This is a genomic window from Vibrio sp. CyArs1, assembly GCF_022432925.1.
In the GTDB taxonomy this organism is placed as follows: Bacteria; Pseudomonadota; Gammaproteobacteria; order Enterobacterales; family Vibrionaceae; genus Vibrio; species Vibrio mediterranei.
The window spans coordinates 299,286-313,449 of record NZ_JAKRBO010000002.1 but is presented as its reverse complement, the minus strand read 5'-3'; the positions used below and the strand labels follow the sequence as shown (position 1 = coordinate 313,449).

Below are 14,164 nucleotides of genomic sequence, written 5' to 3'. Positions count from 1 at the left end.
ATGGATATTCGAGGTATCTTGGTTTGTATAGTAACCATTTTTCTATTCGGTTGTGTGTCAAGCTCAACGCCTAGTAATCAAGACATTGTTAACAGCATGGAGCGTGTTGACAATCATGACGGACTTATTCAGCACTATAAGGGGCATTTGCAAAATAAACCTGAAGATAATCAAATTACCCAAGAACTTGCGAAAGTGTATTTTGATAAAGGTGATATTGAGTCGGCACAATTCTATACAGATCATTTATTAAATGACGGAGTGCAGAATTGGCAGCTTGCCCAACTGCGTGGCCAGATCCACGATAAGATGGGTGAGAACAGCTATGCTGAAACTCGTTACAAGCAATCTTTGAACTTGGGTAATACATCGAGCGATATTCACGTACTTTTAGGTATTACTTATAGTAAGCAGGACAAGTTTAATCAAGCCGAGCAGGAATTTAATACAGCAAGACTGAAAGGTCATAATGATCTAATAATAAAAAACAATTTAGCAGTAGTGTATTTAGCGAAAGGTGATTACTTCAGAGTAACTCAGTTACTCACACCGGTATTTAAAGAAAATCCAAGCAATCAAGTGGTGAAAGCAAACTTGGCTATAGCGTTCTTTAAACTGGGAAGAATTGATCAAGCCAGAGAGCTGTTAAATGATGAGTATAGCGACAGCCAAGTGTCGAAGATATCACGACAGCTCTACAAATCTGATGGGTAGTAGTTATGTTTATTCGGATTTCTCGTCAAAAAGGAACTTCAACTGTTGAGTTTGCTGTAGGAGCGGTTGCGCTGATATTAACGACGTTGTTGATTATTGAAGCAAGCTATCAAATATACGTAACCAATTTGGTGGAGTATTCGCTTCGAGAAACAGTAAGAAATGCAAAGGTCTATGAAGGTTCTAGTGTCCATGACAGTTATAAAAATAGGCTTGATGAACTGATTACATCTGATGGCAAGCTATGGAGTTATCTAGCGCCACAGGAGAATTTTCAAATTACAGGGAAATATTTCAATTCATATAGGGACTTTGTCGATGATGTAGGCTTTTCGGAAGACGATGATGGTTTTCAAGAGGGCTACGCTTTGGCGGAGATAACCTTGGATTATCAATACACCCCAATACTCAATGTCCTCGGTGCATCTGAAAAAACTATTTCCAGAACAACTGTGTTGACACTAGAGCACGAGGGGTGGGAGGGAGAATAATGAAGTACTCTCATAAAAACCAACGAGGCACGTTCATTATTGAGCTTACTTTAGTTGTTATTGTTTTAATTGGAATTTTCCTTTTTACGACGGATATCAGTCATAAACTTTTGGTAAGAGCTCAGTTAGATAGGGCGAGTTTTGCTCTTGCTAACATCCTTAAAGAGCGCGCTCGTTTCTATAATGATCGTCTGGTTCTTAGTGACGGTGATAGAGATGACATGCATGCCTTAGCTTCTAGGATGCTTGATACGGCAGAAGCAGACATAGCGATAAAGATAGAAGCGTTGCATAACACCGCGACGGTGGATAGTTACACCAGTGTCCAATATGGAGCGATGGGCTGTGAAACTACATCGATCGACCAAAAGTCGGACCTTGTTCCCACCGAAGATGAAACGGTTTATTCCTTATATCAAGTATCACTGTGTGAGCAAAGGGACTCTTGGTTCGCGCGGTTTTGGGGAAACACTGGATCGCCTACTTTAACCATCACATCTAGCTCAGTCGTGGCGGGGAGGTAGCATGAGTAGTATATGTAGACAGTGTGCACGGCGGCAACGAGGAATTGCAGCCGTTTGGATGGCATTTACACTTATTCCAGTACTGGGAATGACGTTTTTTGCTGTCGAAGGTACGCGATACATCCAAGAAACGAATCGCTTACGAGATGCAGCACAAGCCGCTGCTTCAGCAGTAACAATAGAGGACCAATCTGCTAACGCGAATGAAATGGCAAAAGACTATATCCGAGATTACGTCAGAGACATTAACAGTGAAACAGTAGTAGCTACGCGTTTTTATCAAGCCCCTGACCCAGAAAATGATGTGGATGAGTTTATCCAATATACGGTTGAAGCAACGACTAATCATAATTCTTGGTTTGCTAGCAACCTGATACCAGTGTTTGGAGAAACCCAAGATCTAAAAGGGGTCGCTGTTGCCAAAAAATACCCGTTCAACCTAGGCGATAAGAATATAGATATCGTTTTTGTTTCAGACTTTTCAGGCTCTATGAGTTGGCAATGGGGCGGGAATTCAAGTGACCCGTGTACCGCGACGAACTGCAAGATCGCTGACTTAAAAGTCGCGGTTAAAGAGATTGCTGATAAGTTGCTCTGTAGTGACATACAAACTGATCCAGCAACTAACGAAGACTATTGCGCTGACGATGACCAGCCTGAACTCACAAGTAAGTTGGATAATCGTGTAGCGGTTGTGCCGTTTAATATTAGAACTAGAGAGTCTAATGGCAGCAATGTGTTTACTGTGACTCAATTGCGCTACCGAGACGATGTCGATGAAGACGATTCTCCTCGGACGTATGAAGACGTTAACTGGAACAAATGGCGAGAGTATACATCTGGCGAAGTATACGATTGCTCTCAGGATCGAGATGATTGTCCCAATGGCCGGAATGGTGAAAGGCGACAAGCACAAAGGCTAGTTAGTGTTTTTGATATTGATGAAGATGATAATGACCGGTCGTATCATGTTGAAGTTTATGACTATGTTGACTTTGATTTGAGTGTGGCTGAAATGTTCATCAACAAATTTCCAGATGCGCGTACGGAGTATCGTCTAGACAGTTTAGAGCTTTATAGAGGTTATGGAAGTTCTAACGAGAATCAGTTTTATTCTATTGACCTTACCAGCGATCGAACAGAAATTGATGTTATAGATGATATGTGGGCTGATGGGAGTACTGCCTCATTTCAAGGTATGCTACGCGGTTTTCAACATATGCTTGCCGGTAAACCTGATACTTCGGATGAAGACGAGTTGGCTGAGTACAATGACAAAATCAAAATGGTTTTGGTGCTTAGCGATGGGGTAGAAAGTCCAAACAACGGTATTCTAAAAGGGCTTGTTGATGCAGGTATGTGTGACAAAGCTCGAGAAGAAATCCCTGGGTTGTATATTGCGGTGATCGGCATCGACTTTGCGGCGTCGGAGCAAAGTGGATTCCAAGATTGTGTGTTAAATCCGGATGAAGACATCACAGATGTAACGGATACCGAAGAGTTTATAGAAAAAATCGAAGAGCTAATTCAAAAAGGCTCACAAGGAACAGGCGAGACACGTTTATATGGGTGATTAGGATGTCGAAATTACAAGCTATACTAGCAATCGCAGTCGTTAGCAGTTTCAATGCCGTCGCTAATGAAGAAAGTGCTCACATTACAGAGTATTGTGGAGCTAAGCACTATGAGTATTCACATAATATAACCATTGGTGATATCGAAGGTGTGGGAACACATCGACAAGGTTATATGCAGGTAACGGAAACCAGCACGGATGATGAGCTTAAATGGCAGTTACTTAAGATGTCTGCACTCATTACCAATCCCGAGGAATGTTTGACTTACATATCGAATTTGGGCATTGCTAAGTTTGGTGAACCGACTGAAAAGGGATACTTGGTTGCGCGGGTACATTTTGCCTTTGATAAATACAATCTCACGCCTTTGGCTCACAAAACCTTAACTGGAGTCGCCAAGCAGTTAGCGGCTAACAATTTTGAGGTGACTGTAGAAGGGCATACAGACTGGGTAGGTTCTGATGAGTACAACCAAGCATTGGGGATGAGGCGTGCAACGGCAACGGCTAATGAACTAGCCAGTAACGGGGTGAGGAAAGAGAATACAACGTTAAAAACATTTGGTGAATCTGAGCCATTAGCTTCGAATAAAACAGCGGATGGGCGATCTCAAAATCGACGTTCTGATGTTTATATACCGTTGGACTCGAAAGTAGATAATCAATAAATAAAGCCCAGCGAGATAGCTGGGCTTTTTTATATCAGAACCATTTCAACTTATCATGCAGTTGCGTAACACTTCCAACCACGATCAATGCAGGACTTTCAGCCTCACTTGCCATTGTAGGCAGCGTGTTAAGTGGCCCTTGGAAAACGCGCTGTTCTTTGCGTGTACCGTTTTCAATCACTGCGCATGGCGTATTTTCGTCAAGACCATGGGTAATTAGTTTATCAGTGATACGGCCGCTTTGCTTCAGACCCATGTAGAACACAAGTGTATTGTTTGATTGAGCCAGTGAACTCCACTCAATTTCTCGGCCGTCCTTTTGAACATGTCCGGTAATAAACTGTACGCTTTGAGCGTGGTCGCGGTGGGTGAGGGGGATGCCAGCATAGGCTGTGGCACCAGCCGCTGCGGTAATTCCTGGAACCACTTCAAAACTAATGCCATTTTCTGCCAGTGTTTCTAGCTCCTCGCCGCCACGACCAAATATGAAGGAGTCGCCGCCTTTGAGGCGCACCACTTTGAGTCCTAACTGTGCTTGTTCAACTAAGATCTGGTTGATTTGATCTTGAGGCACACAGTGGTAATCGAGCTTTTTGCCCACATAAATCATCTCAGCATCTGGTTTGGCAAGTGCAAGAATTTCTTTAGAGACTAAACGGTCAAAAACGACAACATCAGCCGATTGAATTACGCGATATCCTTTCACTGTCAACAAATCAGGGTCTCCCGGCCCTGCACCGACTAGAGAAACGAAGCCAGTGTTTAAAGATGTTTGATGAGTGGTCATAGTTATGCCTATCAATTTCAAATTTTGGATATAAAAAGTAAAACTCAGATAATGGCAAAGTTAATACTGTTTATAGCCAAAGAAGCTATCAACAAGGCCTCGCACATAGTACGAGGCCCAATAAGCTTATTTGCTCAGCGCTGGTTCAGCGTTCACTGACACTTCTGCGTCTGCTTGTGCATCTAGAGATGGTGCAGTTTTAGCGTGAGTTAGGTAAAGCGGGAGACAAGTCATGATAAGACCGCCAACGATGTTACCAAGAATGGTAGGGATTAGGTTGAAGTTCAACCAAGTTGCAATACCAAAATCGGCACCAAGAATCATACCTAGTGGGAATAGGAACATGTTTACCACAGTATGCTCAAATACTAGTGCGAAGAAGATGAAGATAGGGAACCACATCATCGCCACACGACCTGATACAGAACGTGCTGTCATGTTGCCGATAACGCCAAGGCATACCATAAGGTTACAGAAGATACCGCGTACGAAACAGGTGATCCATCCGTCCATGCCCATGTTCTCAAAACCAAGGCTACGAGCTGTCGATACCGCTACAAACTTTTTAGCAACCGCATTAAGTTCCAGAGAGAAGTTACCAGTTAGTGAAACTGCTACAAGGTAAGCAACGATAAGAGAACCAATTAGGTTGCCCAAACCTACGAGTCCCCAACAGCGGAAAATACGGTTCCAAGTAATACCCGGACGGTTAGCAAATTTAGCCAGTGGCGCAAGACCGAATACACCCGTTACAAGGTCATAGCCCATTACACTTAGAATAACGAAGCCAACAGGGAAGACGAGTGCGCCTACGATACCGATACCCGTTTGGACGATTGTTGTGATTGCAACAACTACCGCTAAAGACAGGATGATACCGGCCATTGTGCCACGAAGGAGGAGGTCGCGAGTGCTTGTTTTTGTTTTCGCTTCGCCAACGTCGATCATGGTTTGCACAAACTGCGCAGGTTTAAAATCAGCAGACATAGAATTGTACCTATTAAAAGTTAAAGTTAAAAAGTTAAGATTGAATAGTGATAGGGGCTAGAGCTTCCAACCCCTATAGGCTATTCAGTCTCTTGGCTTACGCCGAAACTTCTACTGCACCTTTGGCAATACGAGTTTTGTATGCTTTCACGCTAAAGCGCTCATCTTCCATACAAGTACCTGTTGCTAGGTTAAAGCGTTGTTTCTTAAGAGGGCTTGCTACCCAAAGCTCACCTTGGTGCTCAACAATTAATCCACGTGATAGCACGTTAGATTGGTAGAACGGGTCCATGTTGCTGATCGCCATCACTTCTTCAGCGGCCGTTGGGCGAAAAATAGCAACCTGTTGGCCATCCACCAATGCACATACGCCAGTACCAGGGATGATGTCTTGGATATCACATACTTTTTGAAATGCCATGATTACTTCTCCAACTCAACGTGTAGGATGTCACCCTTAGCTTCTGGGTGTTTCTCTGTAAATGTCGCTGGACGGTGTTGCTCACGCTCTTGAACGAAGACCACATTGTCATCGCGAAGATCGCTGTTGATAAAGTGAGAGAAGCGTTTAAGCTGAGACTCATCTTCAATTGTGCTCTTCCATTCGCAGCTGTAATCACCCACTAGACGTTGTACATCGGCTTCTAACTGTTCGTTGATACCAAGTTTGTTATCAACGATCACCTCACGTAGATAGTCGACGCCGCCTTCCATGTTTTCCATCCAAACTGAAGTACGTTGTAGCGGTGCAGCAGTACGGATATAGAACATCATGAAACGGTCGATATATTGAATTAGCGTTGCTTCGTCTAAGTCAGAAGCAAGTAGGTCAGCGTGACGTGGCTTCATACCACCGTTACCACATACATACATATTCCAGCCAGCATCCGTCGCGATAATACCCAGGTCTTTACCTTGAGCCTCAGCACACTCACGAGTACAGCCAGAAACGCCAAACTTCATCTTATGAGGAGTACGAATACCTTTGTAACGGTTCTCGATGCGTGACCCCAGACCAACAGAATCTTGAACACCATAACGACACCATGTTGAACCCACGCAAGTCTTCGCCATGCGAAGTGCTTTGGCATACGCTTGACCAGTCTCGTAGCCAGCCGCAATCAGTTTTTTCCAGATAGCAGGAAGGTCGTCTTTTTGCGCACCAAATAGACCAATACGTTGAGCACCCGTAACTTTAGTATATAAGCTGTACTCTGCTGCCACTTCAGCAAGCACTTTCAGTGCTTCAGGAGTAACTTCACCACCCGCCATACGAGGAATGACAGAGTAAGTACCGTCTTTTTGAATGTTACCTAGGAAGTTGTCGTTGGTATCGTGCAGTTTCACAAGCTCAGGCTTAAGAATATGCTCGCCCCAGCAAGACGCTAAAATAGAGCCTGCAAGAGGTTTACACACTTCACAGCCGTAACCTTTACCGTGTTTCTCAAGTAGTTCTTCGAACGTCTTGATTTCTTCGATACGAATTAAGTGGAACAGCTCTTGGCGAGAGTAAGCAAAGTGTTCACAAACGTCGTTTTTAACTTCGATGCCTGATTTTGCTAGTTCAGCATTAAGGACCGAGGTAACAAGAGGGATACAACCGCCACAGCCCGTACCTGCGCCCGTCACTGCTTTAATATCGCCAATCGTGTGGTGACCGTCAGCAACAGCTTGTGCAATCTTGCCCTTAGTGACATCAAAACAAGAACAGATAACGGCTGATTCAGGTAGAGAATCTGCACCTAGTGTCGGCTTTTCAGCACCAGCATGCGCAGGTAGAATCAAAGTATCAGGGTGCTCTGGAAGTTCGATTTCATTGAGCTTAAGCTGAAGTAGATCGCCGTAATCAGAAGTATCGCCAACCATTACTGCACCAAGCAACTTCTTGCCATCTTCAGAAACAATCAAACGCTTGTAAACTTCTTGTTCTTCGTTTTGGTATACGAAGCTCTTACAACCAGGAGTACGGCCATTTGCATCGCCAATAGAGCCCACTTTTACGCCAAGTAGCTTTAACTTAGCGCTCATATCTGCGCCTTCAAACTGACTGTCGTTACCTACCAAGTGGTCAACAGCAACTGTCGCCATTTTATAACCAGGAGCAACTAACCCGTAGAAAGTACGGTTCCACGAAGCGCACTCACCAATCGCATAAATATCTTGGTCAGTAGTTTGAGCGAAGTTGTTAATTTCGATACCGCCACGAGGTGCAACACCTAAGCCCATCTGACGAGCAAGTTTGTCTTGTGGGCGGATACCCGCAGAGAACACGATGAAATCTACTTCAAGATCAGTACCGTCAGCAAACACCATAGTGTTGCGGGCTTCATTACCCTCGGCTTTGATTTCAAGTGTATTTTTGCTTGTGTGAACCTGAACGCCCATACGTTCAATCTTGTTGCGAAGTTGCAAACCACCTTGAAGGTCTAACTGTTCCGCCATTAATACTGGAGCGAATTCCACAACGTGTGTCTCGACGCCCAGTGCTTTAAGTGCTCCGGCTGCTTCTAAACCAAGTAGACCGCCACCAACAACAACGCCGCGTTTACTCTTTTTCGCCGTTGCTTCAATAGCTTTTAGGTCTTCGATAGTACGATAAACAAAACAGTCTTTGTTCTCGTTACCTTTAATAGGTGGTACAAATGGGTAGGAGCCTGTTGCGAGAATAAGCTTGTCGTACTTAATTTCACGACCAGTACTTGAATAAACGATTTTGTTTTCGCGGTTAACGTTGATTGCGCGTTCACCAATAAGGACATTGATGCCGTGCTTTTCGTAGAAACCTTCTTTAACTAGGGAAAGTTCGTCTGCAGTGTGGTGTGAAAAGTAAGAGGAGAGGTGGACACGGTCATACGCGACGCGTGGTTCTTCGCAGAAAACGGTGACGTCATAGTTAGCCATATCGGTTTTCTCGACTAAGTCCTCGAGATAACGATGACCAACCATGCCGTTTCCTATCACGACAAGCTTCATCTTGCTCATATTAATACCTAAGTGTTAGTTCTTCGAATCTTCGCGCATTGTTAAATGTGAAAGAAAATTAAAACATGATGTAAATCAATTACACTTTTAAACTACTCTAAAGTGGTAGGTGGGGTGATTAACTAATCAACAAGTTAATAGTAGAAGAAGCTATTTATAGGGGAAAAGCATAGCAATCGTTTTGCCGCAAGGGTGAACGCAGATTAGCATAGATATATTTGTCATACAATAGTGCTGTTTTTACATATATTGTAATTTACCTACATAAACCATGTAAATTGTATGGTTTATAAGCAAATGCCATATGTATATGGGATTTTGTTCTATAAACTTATGTATCCATTATCCTAGGGTATTTATAACCACATTATAAATAAGGTTAGTTGGCGCGAATTACGTTCGTAAGTTGAATTACAAGGAGGAGATATGAAACGACTTCATATCCAAGCAGTAATCGCTACCTTTGTCCTAGGAATACTCTTCGGTTGTAATGGAAGTGGAGGAGACTCCAGCTCAGGTAATCAGACTCAAACCATTCCGACATCTCAGCTTTCGCTGCCTGAACAATTGGAGGTAGTGACCAATGAAAACGACTAAACTAATTCCACTTGTCTTGGCGCTAGCCCCTTTCACTATTCAAGCCGCATACAATGACGCGGGCACAGACTATACGCTCGCAGAGCAGCGGACACATGTCTGGAACGAAGCTTTAGAACCTATTGAACTCGTGAACAGCATTCTGTGCTTTACGGCGCAGTTCAACAGCGTCGAGTTTGCTAACCAAGGGCCTTACTTAGTGTTAGCTGATGAGTCGGTGTGTTTTGATGAAGATAAATCAGGTGATAGCGGGCAATCATCAGGCGCGAGTAATCAAACCCAGTTGATGAAAGCGGTAAGTACGGTTGTTCGAGAGTCTGATTCCGACCCTTTACGCGTTAGTGTATGGCTTCCAGATATGGGACAAAGTGATGAGGGGGAACAAGCGATTAAGTTCAAAGCGGAAATTCGTAATGGCGCCACTGATGCCAATCCATTTGGCGACTTCACCTTTAACTTTGACTTCTTTGATAATTTTGACCAAAACAATCAATCAGGAGGAGGTGAAGTCAAAACGATCTCTGATCTTGATGGACAAATTGGTTTCACATTATATGAGCAGGGAAGCCACGGCGGTAACCAAAGCTACAAACAATGTGCCAGTGTGGTCATGTCTGAAGATAGAACTACAGGCGTTGCGTTAACGGGCATGGAATACTCTGGTCAATATGGTAGTGGAGGACAGACGTTTGCACTAGCATTCAATGAGAATCGCGTATTAGTTCAGAGTACCAATGGCGGTTTTGATGATTTGCCTTACAAGTCAGGAGACTTTGCAACTGGCTCTCAATGTTTGAGTCGGACAGAATTTACATCACACGTTCATCGATATGATTTATTTGATGCATCGACAGGGGCTGCTGTCGAACTCAATAGTGGCTTTCCTATTCGTTATGACTCTACGGGCAATGGCAATAACGATAACTACGGCTTTATAGGTTATTGGGGGCTTTGGACCGAAAGCGGTCATCAGTTCAGTAATGGTGACACCGTAGTGAAGGATAACAACGAACAACAGGAAACTTTGACTATCGTGACAGCGCCGGGCCGTTTAATCAAAAACACAGTGAATACGTTAGCGCTCACTGAATTAGCAGGGATAGACTTTAACTATTGGGATGATGATGTCTATCAAGACAACTCTTTCGATCAGTGGGTCGTGAACTATAGCAATCAACAGTTCATTAAAGTTGGTAAGCTGTCTTGGACGGATAATGGTCCTAGTGTGACTCAGCTAGAAACTCCAATCGTAATATCGCTTAGCGATTACGACAGTCTATATATGTATTCTGAGCAGCTCGGCGGAGAGGTGAAGTATCTCAACGGAGAGGATAGCATAACTTATTATGTCCAAACCTTTATTGATGGGTCACAAAACGGTGATGCTGCACTTCCTAACAACGGCACCATTACACTAACTTGTTACGATAATTGTCCGATCGGTACCATTGATGACCAGCATATCGCCCAGTATTGGGGAGAGAATAGCCCATTTGAAACTGTGAATGGCATTGCTTATCAATTTACGTTCTCGATTGATGGTGTTAACGCATTGACGCTCGTTAGCGTAACCAGTGGCGAAGCGGTTCATTTCGATTCGTCTGTTACCTCATCAAGTCTTGAATCTACACCTCACCATTGGGGATTGAGAACAGGACCAATGGTTCTATCGTCGCAGTCTATTTCTAATCCATGGGAAATTTACGATCCTAATGTTGTGCAAGAATTTTATGTGTGGGAAACAGGGGTCAATGAGTGGAATCGATTGACTACAGTTCGCAATGAATCGGGGGATATCGTGAGCTTCGACCGTCCAATTCAGTTTAGCTATGTTCATACCACTAACAATGATCGAAATGGTGATGCTGGTGACTATGCGAACCAGACCTTTATGCTTAACTACGGAGGGAATGGTGATCTATGGGGCATTCCAAGTATCAAAAATGACGAGGACGACCATTATCGTGCTGCCTTTTCAATCGGCGATGGTGTAGCTATGGGAGGAAGCAGTCAATACGTTATAAAAGCTCGTGAAATTGAAGAGTTGATGAAACCTTTGGCAACGTCTGAGTGCGACGCATTAACCTTGCAAGACCCTGCCGTTGCGGTACCAACTTCTGTCACGGGTAGTGCCGATATCGGTAGTATGCCTGAGGTGACAGGAGAGCCTTCAGTGATTGTAGGTGTAACACAATAAAATAAACGGGCTCCAAATCGGAGCCCATTTTTACCCAATAAACAACCAAACCCCAACACCACACATGAGTGTTCCCGCAATGCGGTTCATGGTCCGTACGTTGTTTGCATTACCCAATGTTCGTTTCAATCCTTTTCCACCAGTCGCGTAGATAGTCATACAAACAAACTCACTGACCAAAATAATTCCGAGCATGATCGATACTTGTCCAAACATTGGCTTTGACTGGTCGATAAATGGGGGAAGAAGCGAAATCATAAATGCCCAACCTTTGGGATTGGCAATAGCGGTAACAAAGCCTTGAACGACTAGATCCCAATCTTTGTGTTCGGTTTGTTGTTCAACGTCAGAGGTGATGGCTAGTTTACCACGTGAGCGCCACATTTGGATGCCAAGATAGAACAGATAAGTTGCGCCGACGGCCTTAAAGACAGTGAATACTTCTGGGTATTTCAACATGACGGCAGCAATACCTAAGATAGCAGCAAGAGAAACGGCGGCAACACCGAGCAATTCACCGACCATCATCCACAACGTACGTCGGTAGCCAATACTCATGCCCATTGTAAGCGCCAGTGTCATGCACATTCCTGGGGTGATAGAAACAAAGAAAAATGTGGGGATGAATATTGAGAGTGTTGCCCAGTCCATAATGATGCTTATTAGAATATTTAACAATTTAGCTATTAATAACAGAGATTTCGTGACAGAACTATCAATTTGTTAAACAGAATGGAATATTTTTGGCTAGTGAAAGGTTGGAGTTAAATAGAGTCGTTAGACAATGTGAAGTATAAAATAGGGATGAACGGTTAAATATTAGGTGTAATGACTGCTTAAGAAGAATATACCCAAACGGTAACACTTTGACATACATAGTGTTTACATCCATTGTTGTTGAGCTATCCAATAACGTACATAGGAATCTAAGAAATGGAATTCACAAAAACCATTCGTCGACTGAGTACTATCGTCATTGCATCCCTCACTGCTGTGGCAACCTTTCAAGTGCAAGCTGACGATAAAGTTTACCGTTTAAAACTGGCAGAAACCTGGGGGCCTAATACACCAATTCTGGGTGACGCGAGTAAGAATATGGCAAAGTTAGCCAAAGAAATGTCGAATGGACGTTTAATTATTCGAATCGACTCTGCTAACAAACACAAAGCCCCTTTAGGTGTGTTTGATATGGTTAAGTCTGGTCAATATGACCTTGGTCATTCAAGTTCATACTATTGGAAAGGTAAGGTCCCTAATACTCTGTATTTCTCATCGATGCCATTTGGTATGACAACGATGGAGCAGTATTCGTGGTTCTATCATGGTGGGGGTCTAGAACTCATGCAGCAAGTCTATTCACCTCATAATTTGTTGTCGTTCCCCGGCGGCAACTCAGATATACAGATGGGTGGTTGGTTTAAAAAAGAGATCAACACCGTTGAGGATCTGCAAGGTTTGAAGATGCGTATCCCTGGCTTTGCTGGTGAGGTGTTAGCGAAAGTTGGCGCGAAACCAACCAACATCGCGCCGGGCGAACTGTATACCTCATTAGAGCGAGGAACAATTGACGCATTAGAGTGGGTAGGGCCTGCCTTTGATTTACGAATGGGTTTTCAAAAAATCGCACCTTATTACTACACAGCATGGCATGAACCAGGCTCTGAGACTCAGTTCTTGGTCAACAAGAAAGTGTGGGAATCTCTGCCAGCAGATCTCCAAATCATTTTAGAAACTTCGTTCCGCGTTGCCGCGTTTGATATGTACACCCAAGCTTTGCATGAGAATGCGAACAGTTGGTCTAAGATGAGTTCAGAGTATCCGAATATTAAAGTCCGTTCTTTCCCGCCAGAAGTAATCAATGCCCTAAAAGCAGCAAATGAGGAACTGCTTCAGCAGCAGGCGGCTAACGATAAATTGGCGAAAGAGATTCTTGATTCACAAGCCAATTATCTAGTGAAGATGCGTGAATGGACGAACATCTCACTTCAAGCTTACCTAAACGAACAGGCCAACTAATTACAGTGGTTATATTGATAAAACACCCCGCATTATGCGGGGTGTTTTTTTATAGAGGAGCTCGGCTAGTGAATGAAATATCCTTTCCATGGCCAGAGCCAATCATGACCGCTTCAAAAATAGGGGCTGACGCTTGGTTTGGATTCGACCATTCGATTAAGAAATTAGCCCCTGCGCCTCCACTGACTTCGCGCTTTTCAACCAAGTATTCAGAACTGGACATTGCCTCAAGTTTGTAACCTTCGGAGACAAACTGACGAACAAGTTGGCCATTGGTGTCATAGTAATTGATGCTATGGATATTAATACTTGAGTTAGGGTCAGTGTTACGCACGACTAAGGTGCTTTCCAGCAATACGGGTTTACCACCATCGGTATAAATATGTGAATAGACAGGAACATAAGAGCGAGCGGTATCACCAAGACTACCATTTGTTGCTTTTAGAGAAGTTCTTTCTATTTGTTGTGCCTGATGGCTAAGCTTCTCTTCTATCGTATCAACAGACTTCACTAGAGTACCAAGATAGATAGCGAGTCCGATAACAAGTATGGTTGAGATAATGGACACGAATTGGCTAGCATTTTGTTTTGCAGTCATAAAGTCTCCTGTTTTTGTTTATTTCAC

Annotated in this window: 14 protein-coding genes; 8 read left to right on the top strand and 6 right to left on the bottom strand. The window is 43.6% G+C overall.

From position 1 onward, the window contains the following. Genes MMA19_RS08125 through MMA19_RS08105 form a run of 5 tightly spaced genes read left to right on the top strand, consistent with a single transcriptional unit; the run spans position 1 to position 3,973 of the window. Positions 1 to 714, top strand: a complete 714-nt coding sequence (locus MMA19_RS08125) for a tetratricopeptide repeat protein (RefSeq protein WP_006070710.1) — start codon at positions 1 to 3, stop codon at positions 712 to 714. A 5-nt stretch (positions 715 to 719) separates the two neighbouring features. Beyond that, positions 720 to 1,205: a TadE family protein gene (locus tag MMA19_RS08120; RefSeq protein ID WP_240205953.1), complete on the top strand. Its 486-nt coding sequence runs from the start codon at positions 720 to 722 to the stop codon at positions 1,203 to 1,205. Then, a complete protein-coding gene (gene tadF / locus MMA19_RS08115; RefSeq protein WP_006070708.1) occupies positions 1,205 to 1,729 on the top strand; it encodes a tight adherence pilus pseudopilin TadF in 525 nt (174 codons plus the stop codon). The genes MMA19_RS08120 and tadF overlap by 1 nt, the downstream gene beginning before the upstream one ends. A gap of 1 nt (position 1,730) precedes the next feature. Continuing rightward, entirely contained in the window at positions 1,731 to 3,302 is a 1,572-nt protein-coding gene (locus MMA19_RS08110; RefSeq protein ID WP_124939775.1) for a TadE/TadG family type IV pilus assembly protein, read from the top strand. 5 nt (positions 3,303 to 3,307) lie between these two features. Continuing rightward, the gene (locus tag MMA19_RS08105; RefSeq protein WP_062459588.1) at positions 3,308 to 3,973 is read left to right on the top strand and encodes an OmpA family protein; all 666 of its coding nucleotides are present in this window, start codon (positions 3,308 to 3,310) and stop codon (positions 3,971 to 3,973) included. A gap of 34 nt (positions 3,974 to 4,007) precedes the next feature. Here MMA19_RS08105 and cobA read toward each other — a convergent pair whose 3' ends face one another. The 4 genes from cobA to nirB form a co-directional block, all read right to left on the bottom strand. Then, positions 4,008 to 4,760: a uroporphyrinogen-III C-methyltransferase gene (gene cobA / locus MMA19_RS08100; RefSeq protein ID WP_006070705.1), complete on the bottom strand. Its 753-nt coding sequence runs from the start codon at positions 4,758 to 4,760 to the stop codon at positions 4,008 to 4,010. A 126-nt stretch (positions 4,761 to 4,886) separates the two neighbouring features. Further along, the gene (locus MMA19_RS08095) at positions 4,887 to 5,747 is read right to left on the bottom strand and encodes a formate/nitrite transporter family protein (RefSeq protein WP_006070704.1); all 861 of its coding nucleotides are present in this window, start codon (positions 5,745 to 5,747) and stop codon (positions 4,887 to 4,889) included. 97 nt (positions 5,748 to 5,844) lie between these two features. After that, entirely contained in the window at positions 5,845 to 6,168 is a 324-nt protein-coding gene (gene nirD / locus MMA19_RS08090) for a nitrite reductase small subunit NirD (RefSeq protein ID WP_006070703.1), read from the bottom strand. Between the two features lie 2 nt (positions 6,169 to 6,170). Then, positions 6,171 to 8,729, bottom strand: coding sequence for a nitrite reductase large subunit NirB (gene nirB, locus MMA19_RS08085; RefSeq protein ID WP_240205952.1), 2,559 nt, complete (start codon positions 8,727 to 8,729; stop codon positions 6,171 to 6,173). Positions 8,730 to 9,155: 426 nt separating this feature from the next. Here nirB and MMA19_RS08080 point away from each other — a divergent pair, with 426 nt between their 5' ends. Together MMA19_RS08080 and MMA19_RS08075 are read left to right on the top strand one after the other, a co-directional pair. Further along, positions 9,156 to 9,326 (top strand): hypothetical protein, encoded by a 171-nt coding sequence (locus MMA19_RS08080; RefSeq protein WP_006070701.1) that lies wholly within the window; start codon positions 9,156 to 9,158, stop codon positions 9,324 to 9,326. Then, the gene (locus MMA19_RS08075; protein ID WP_240205951.1) at positions 9,313 to 11,523 is read left to right on the top strand and encodes a hypothetical protein; all 2,211 of its coding nucleotides are present in this window, start codon (positions 9,313 to 9,315) and stop codon (positions 11,521 to 11,523) included. The genes MMA19_RS08080 and MMA19_RS08075 overlap by 14 nt, the downstream gene beginning before the upstream one ends. Positions 11,524 to 11,553: 30 nt before the next feature. Here MMA19_RS08075 and MMA19_RS08070 read toward each other — a convergent pair whose 3' ends face one another. Further along, the gene (locus tag MMA19_RS08070; RefSeq protein ID WP_038222142.1) at positions 11,554 to 12,174 is read right to left on the bottom strand and encodes a LysE family translocator; all 621 of its coding nucleotides are present in this window, start codon (positions 12,172 to 12,174) and stop codon (positions 11,554 to 11,556) included. A gap of 282 nt (positions 12,175 to 12,456) precedes the next feature. Here MMA19_RS08070 and MMA19_RS08065 point away from each other — a divergent pair, with 282 nt between their 5' ends. Next, entirely contained in the window at positions 12,457 to 13,539 is a 1,083-nt protein-coding gene (locus MMA19_RS08065; protein ID WP_006070697.1) for a TRAP transporter substrate-binding protein, read from the top strand. A 49-nt stretch (positions 13,540 to 13,588) separates the two neighbouring features. Here the strand turns inward: MMA19_RS08065 and MMA19_RS08060 are convergent, their stop codons facing one another. Beyond that, the gene (locus MMA19_RS08060; RefSeq protein ID WP_006070696.1) at positions 13,589 to 14,137 is read right to left on the bottom strand and encodes a DUF3124 domain-containing protein; all 549 of its coding nucleotides are present in this window, start codon (positions 14,135 to 14,137) and stop codon (positions 13,589 to 13,591) included. Between the last annotated feature and the right edge of the window lie 27 nt (positions 14,138 to 14,164).

What these genes read in the sequence shown, in the direction of transcription:
- MMA19_RS08125 (WP_006070710.1), top strand. Translation starts at nt 1, where the DNA reads ATGGATATTCGAGGTATCTTGGTTTGTATAGTAACCATTTTTCTATTC.
- MMA19_RS08120 (WP_240205953.1), top strand. Translation starts at nt 720, where the DNA reads ATGTTTATTCGGATTTCTCGTCAAAAAGGAACTTCAACTGTTGAGTTT.
- tadF (WP_006070708.1), top strand. Translation starts at nt 1,205, where the DNA reads ATGAAGTACTCTCATAAAAACCAACGAGGCACGTTCATTATTGAGCTT.
- MMA19_RS08110 (WP_124939775.1), top strand. Translation starts at nt 1,731, where the DNA reads ATGAGTAGTATATGTAGACAGTGTGCACGGCGGCAACGAGGAATTGCA.
- MMA19_RS08105 (WP_062459588.1), top strand. Translation starts at nt 3,308, where the DNA reads ATGTCGAAATTACAAGCTATACTAGCAATCGCAGTCGTTAGCAGTTTC.
- cobA (WP_006070705.1), bottom strand. Translation starts at nt 4,760, where the DNA reads ATGACCACTCATCAAACATCTTTAAACACTGGCTTCGTTTCTCTAGTC.
- MMA19_RS08095 (WP_006070704.1), bottom strand. Translation starts at nt 5,747, where the DNA reads ATGTCTGCTGATTTTAAACCTGCGCAGTTTGTGCAAACCATGATCGAC.
- nirD (WP_006070703.1), bottom strand. Translation starts at nt 6,168, where the DNA reads ATGGCATTTCAAAAAGTATGTGATATCCAAGACATCATCCCTGGTACT.
- nirB (WP_240205952.1), bottom strand. Translation starts at nt 8,729, where the DNA reads ATGAGCAAGATGAAGCTTGTCGTGATAGGAAACGGCATGGTTGGTCAT.
- MMA19_RS08080 (WP_006070701.1), top strand. Translation starts at nt 9,156, where the DNA reads ATGAAACGACTTCATATCCAAGCAGTAATCGCTACCTTTGTCCTAGGA.
- MMA19_RS08075 (WP_240205951.1), top strand. Translation starts at nt 9,313, where the DNA reads ATGAAAACGACTAAACTAATTCCACTTGTCTTGGCGCTAGCCCCTTTC.
- MMA19_RS08070 (WP_038222142.1), bottom strand. Translation starts at nt 12,174, where the DNA reads ATGGACTGGGCAACACTCTCAATATTCATCCCCACATTTTTCTTTGTT.
- MMA19_RS08065 (WP_006070697.1), top strand. Translation starts at nt 12,457, where the DNA reads ATGGAATTCACAAAAACCATTCGTCGACTGAGTACTATCGTCATTGCA.
- MMA19_RS08060 (WP_006070696.1), bottom strand. Translation starts at nt 14,137, where the DNA reads ATGACTGCAAAACAAAATGCTAGCCAATTCGTGTCCATTATCTCAACC.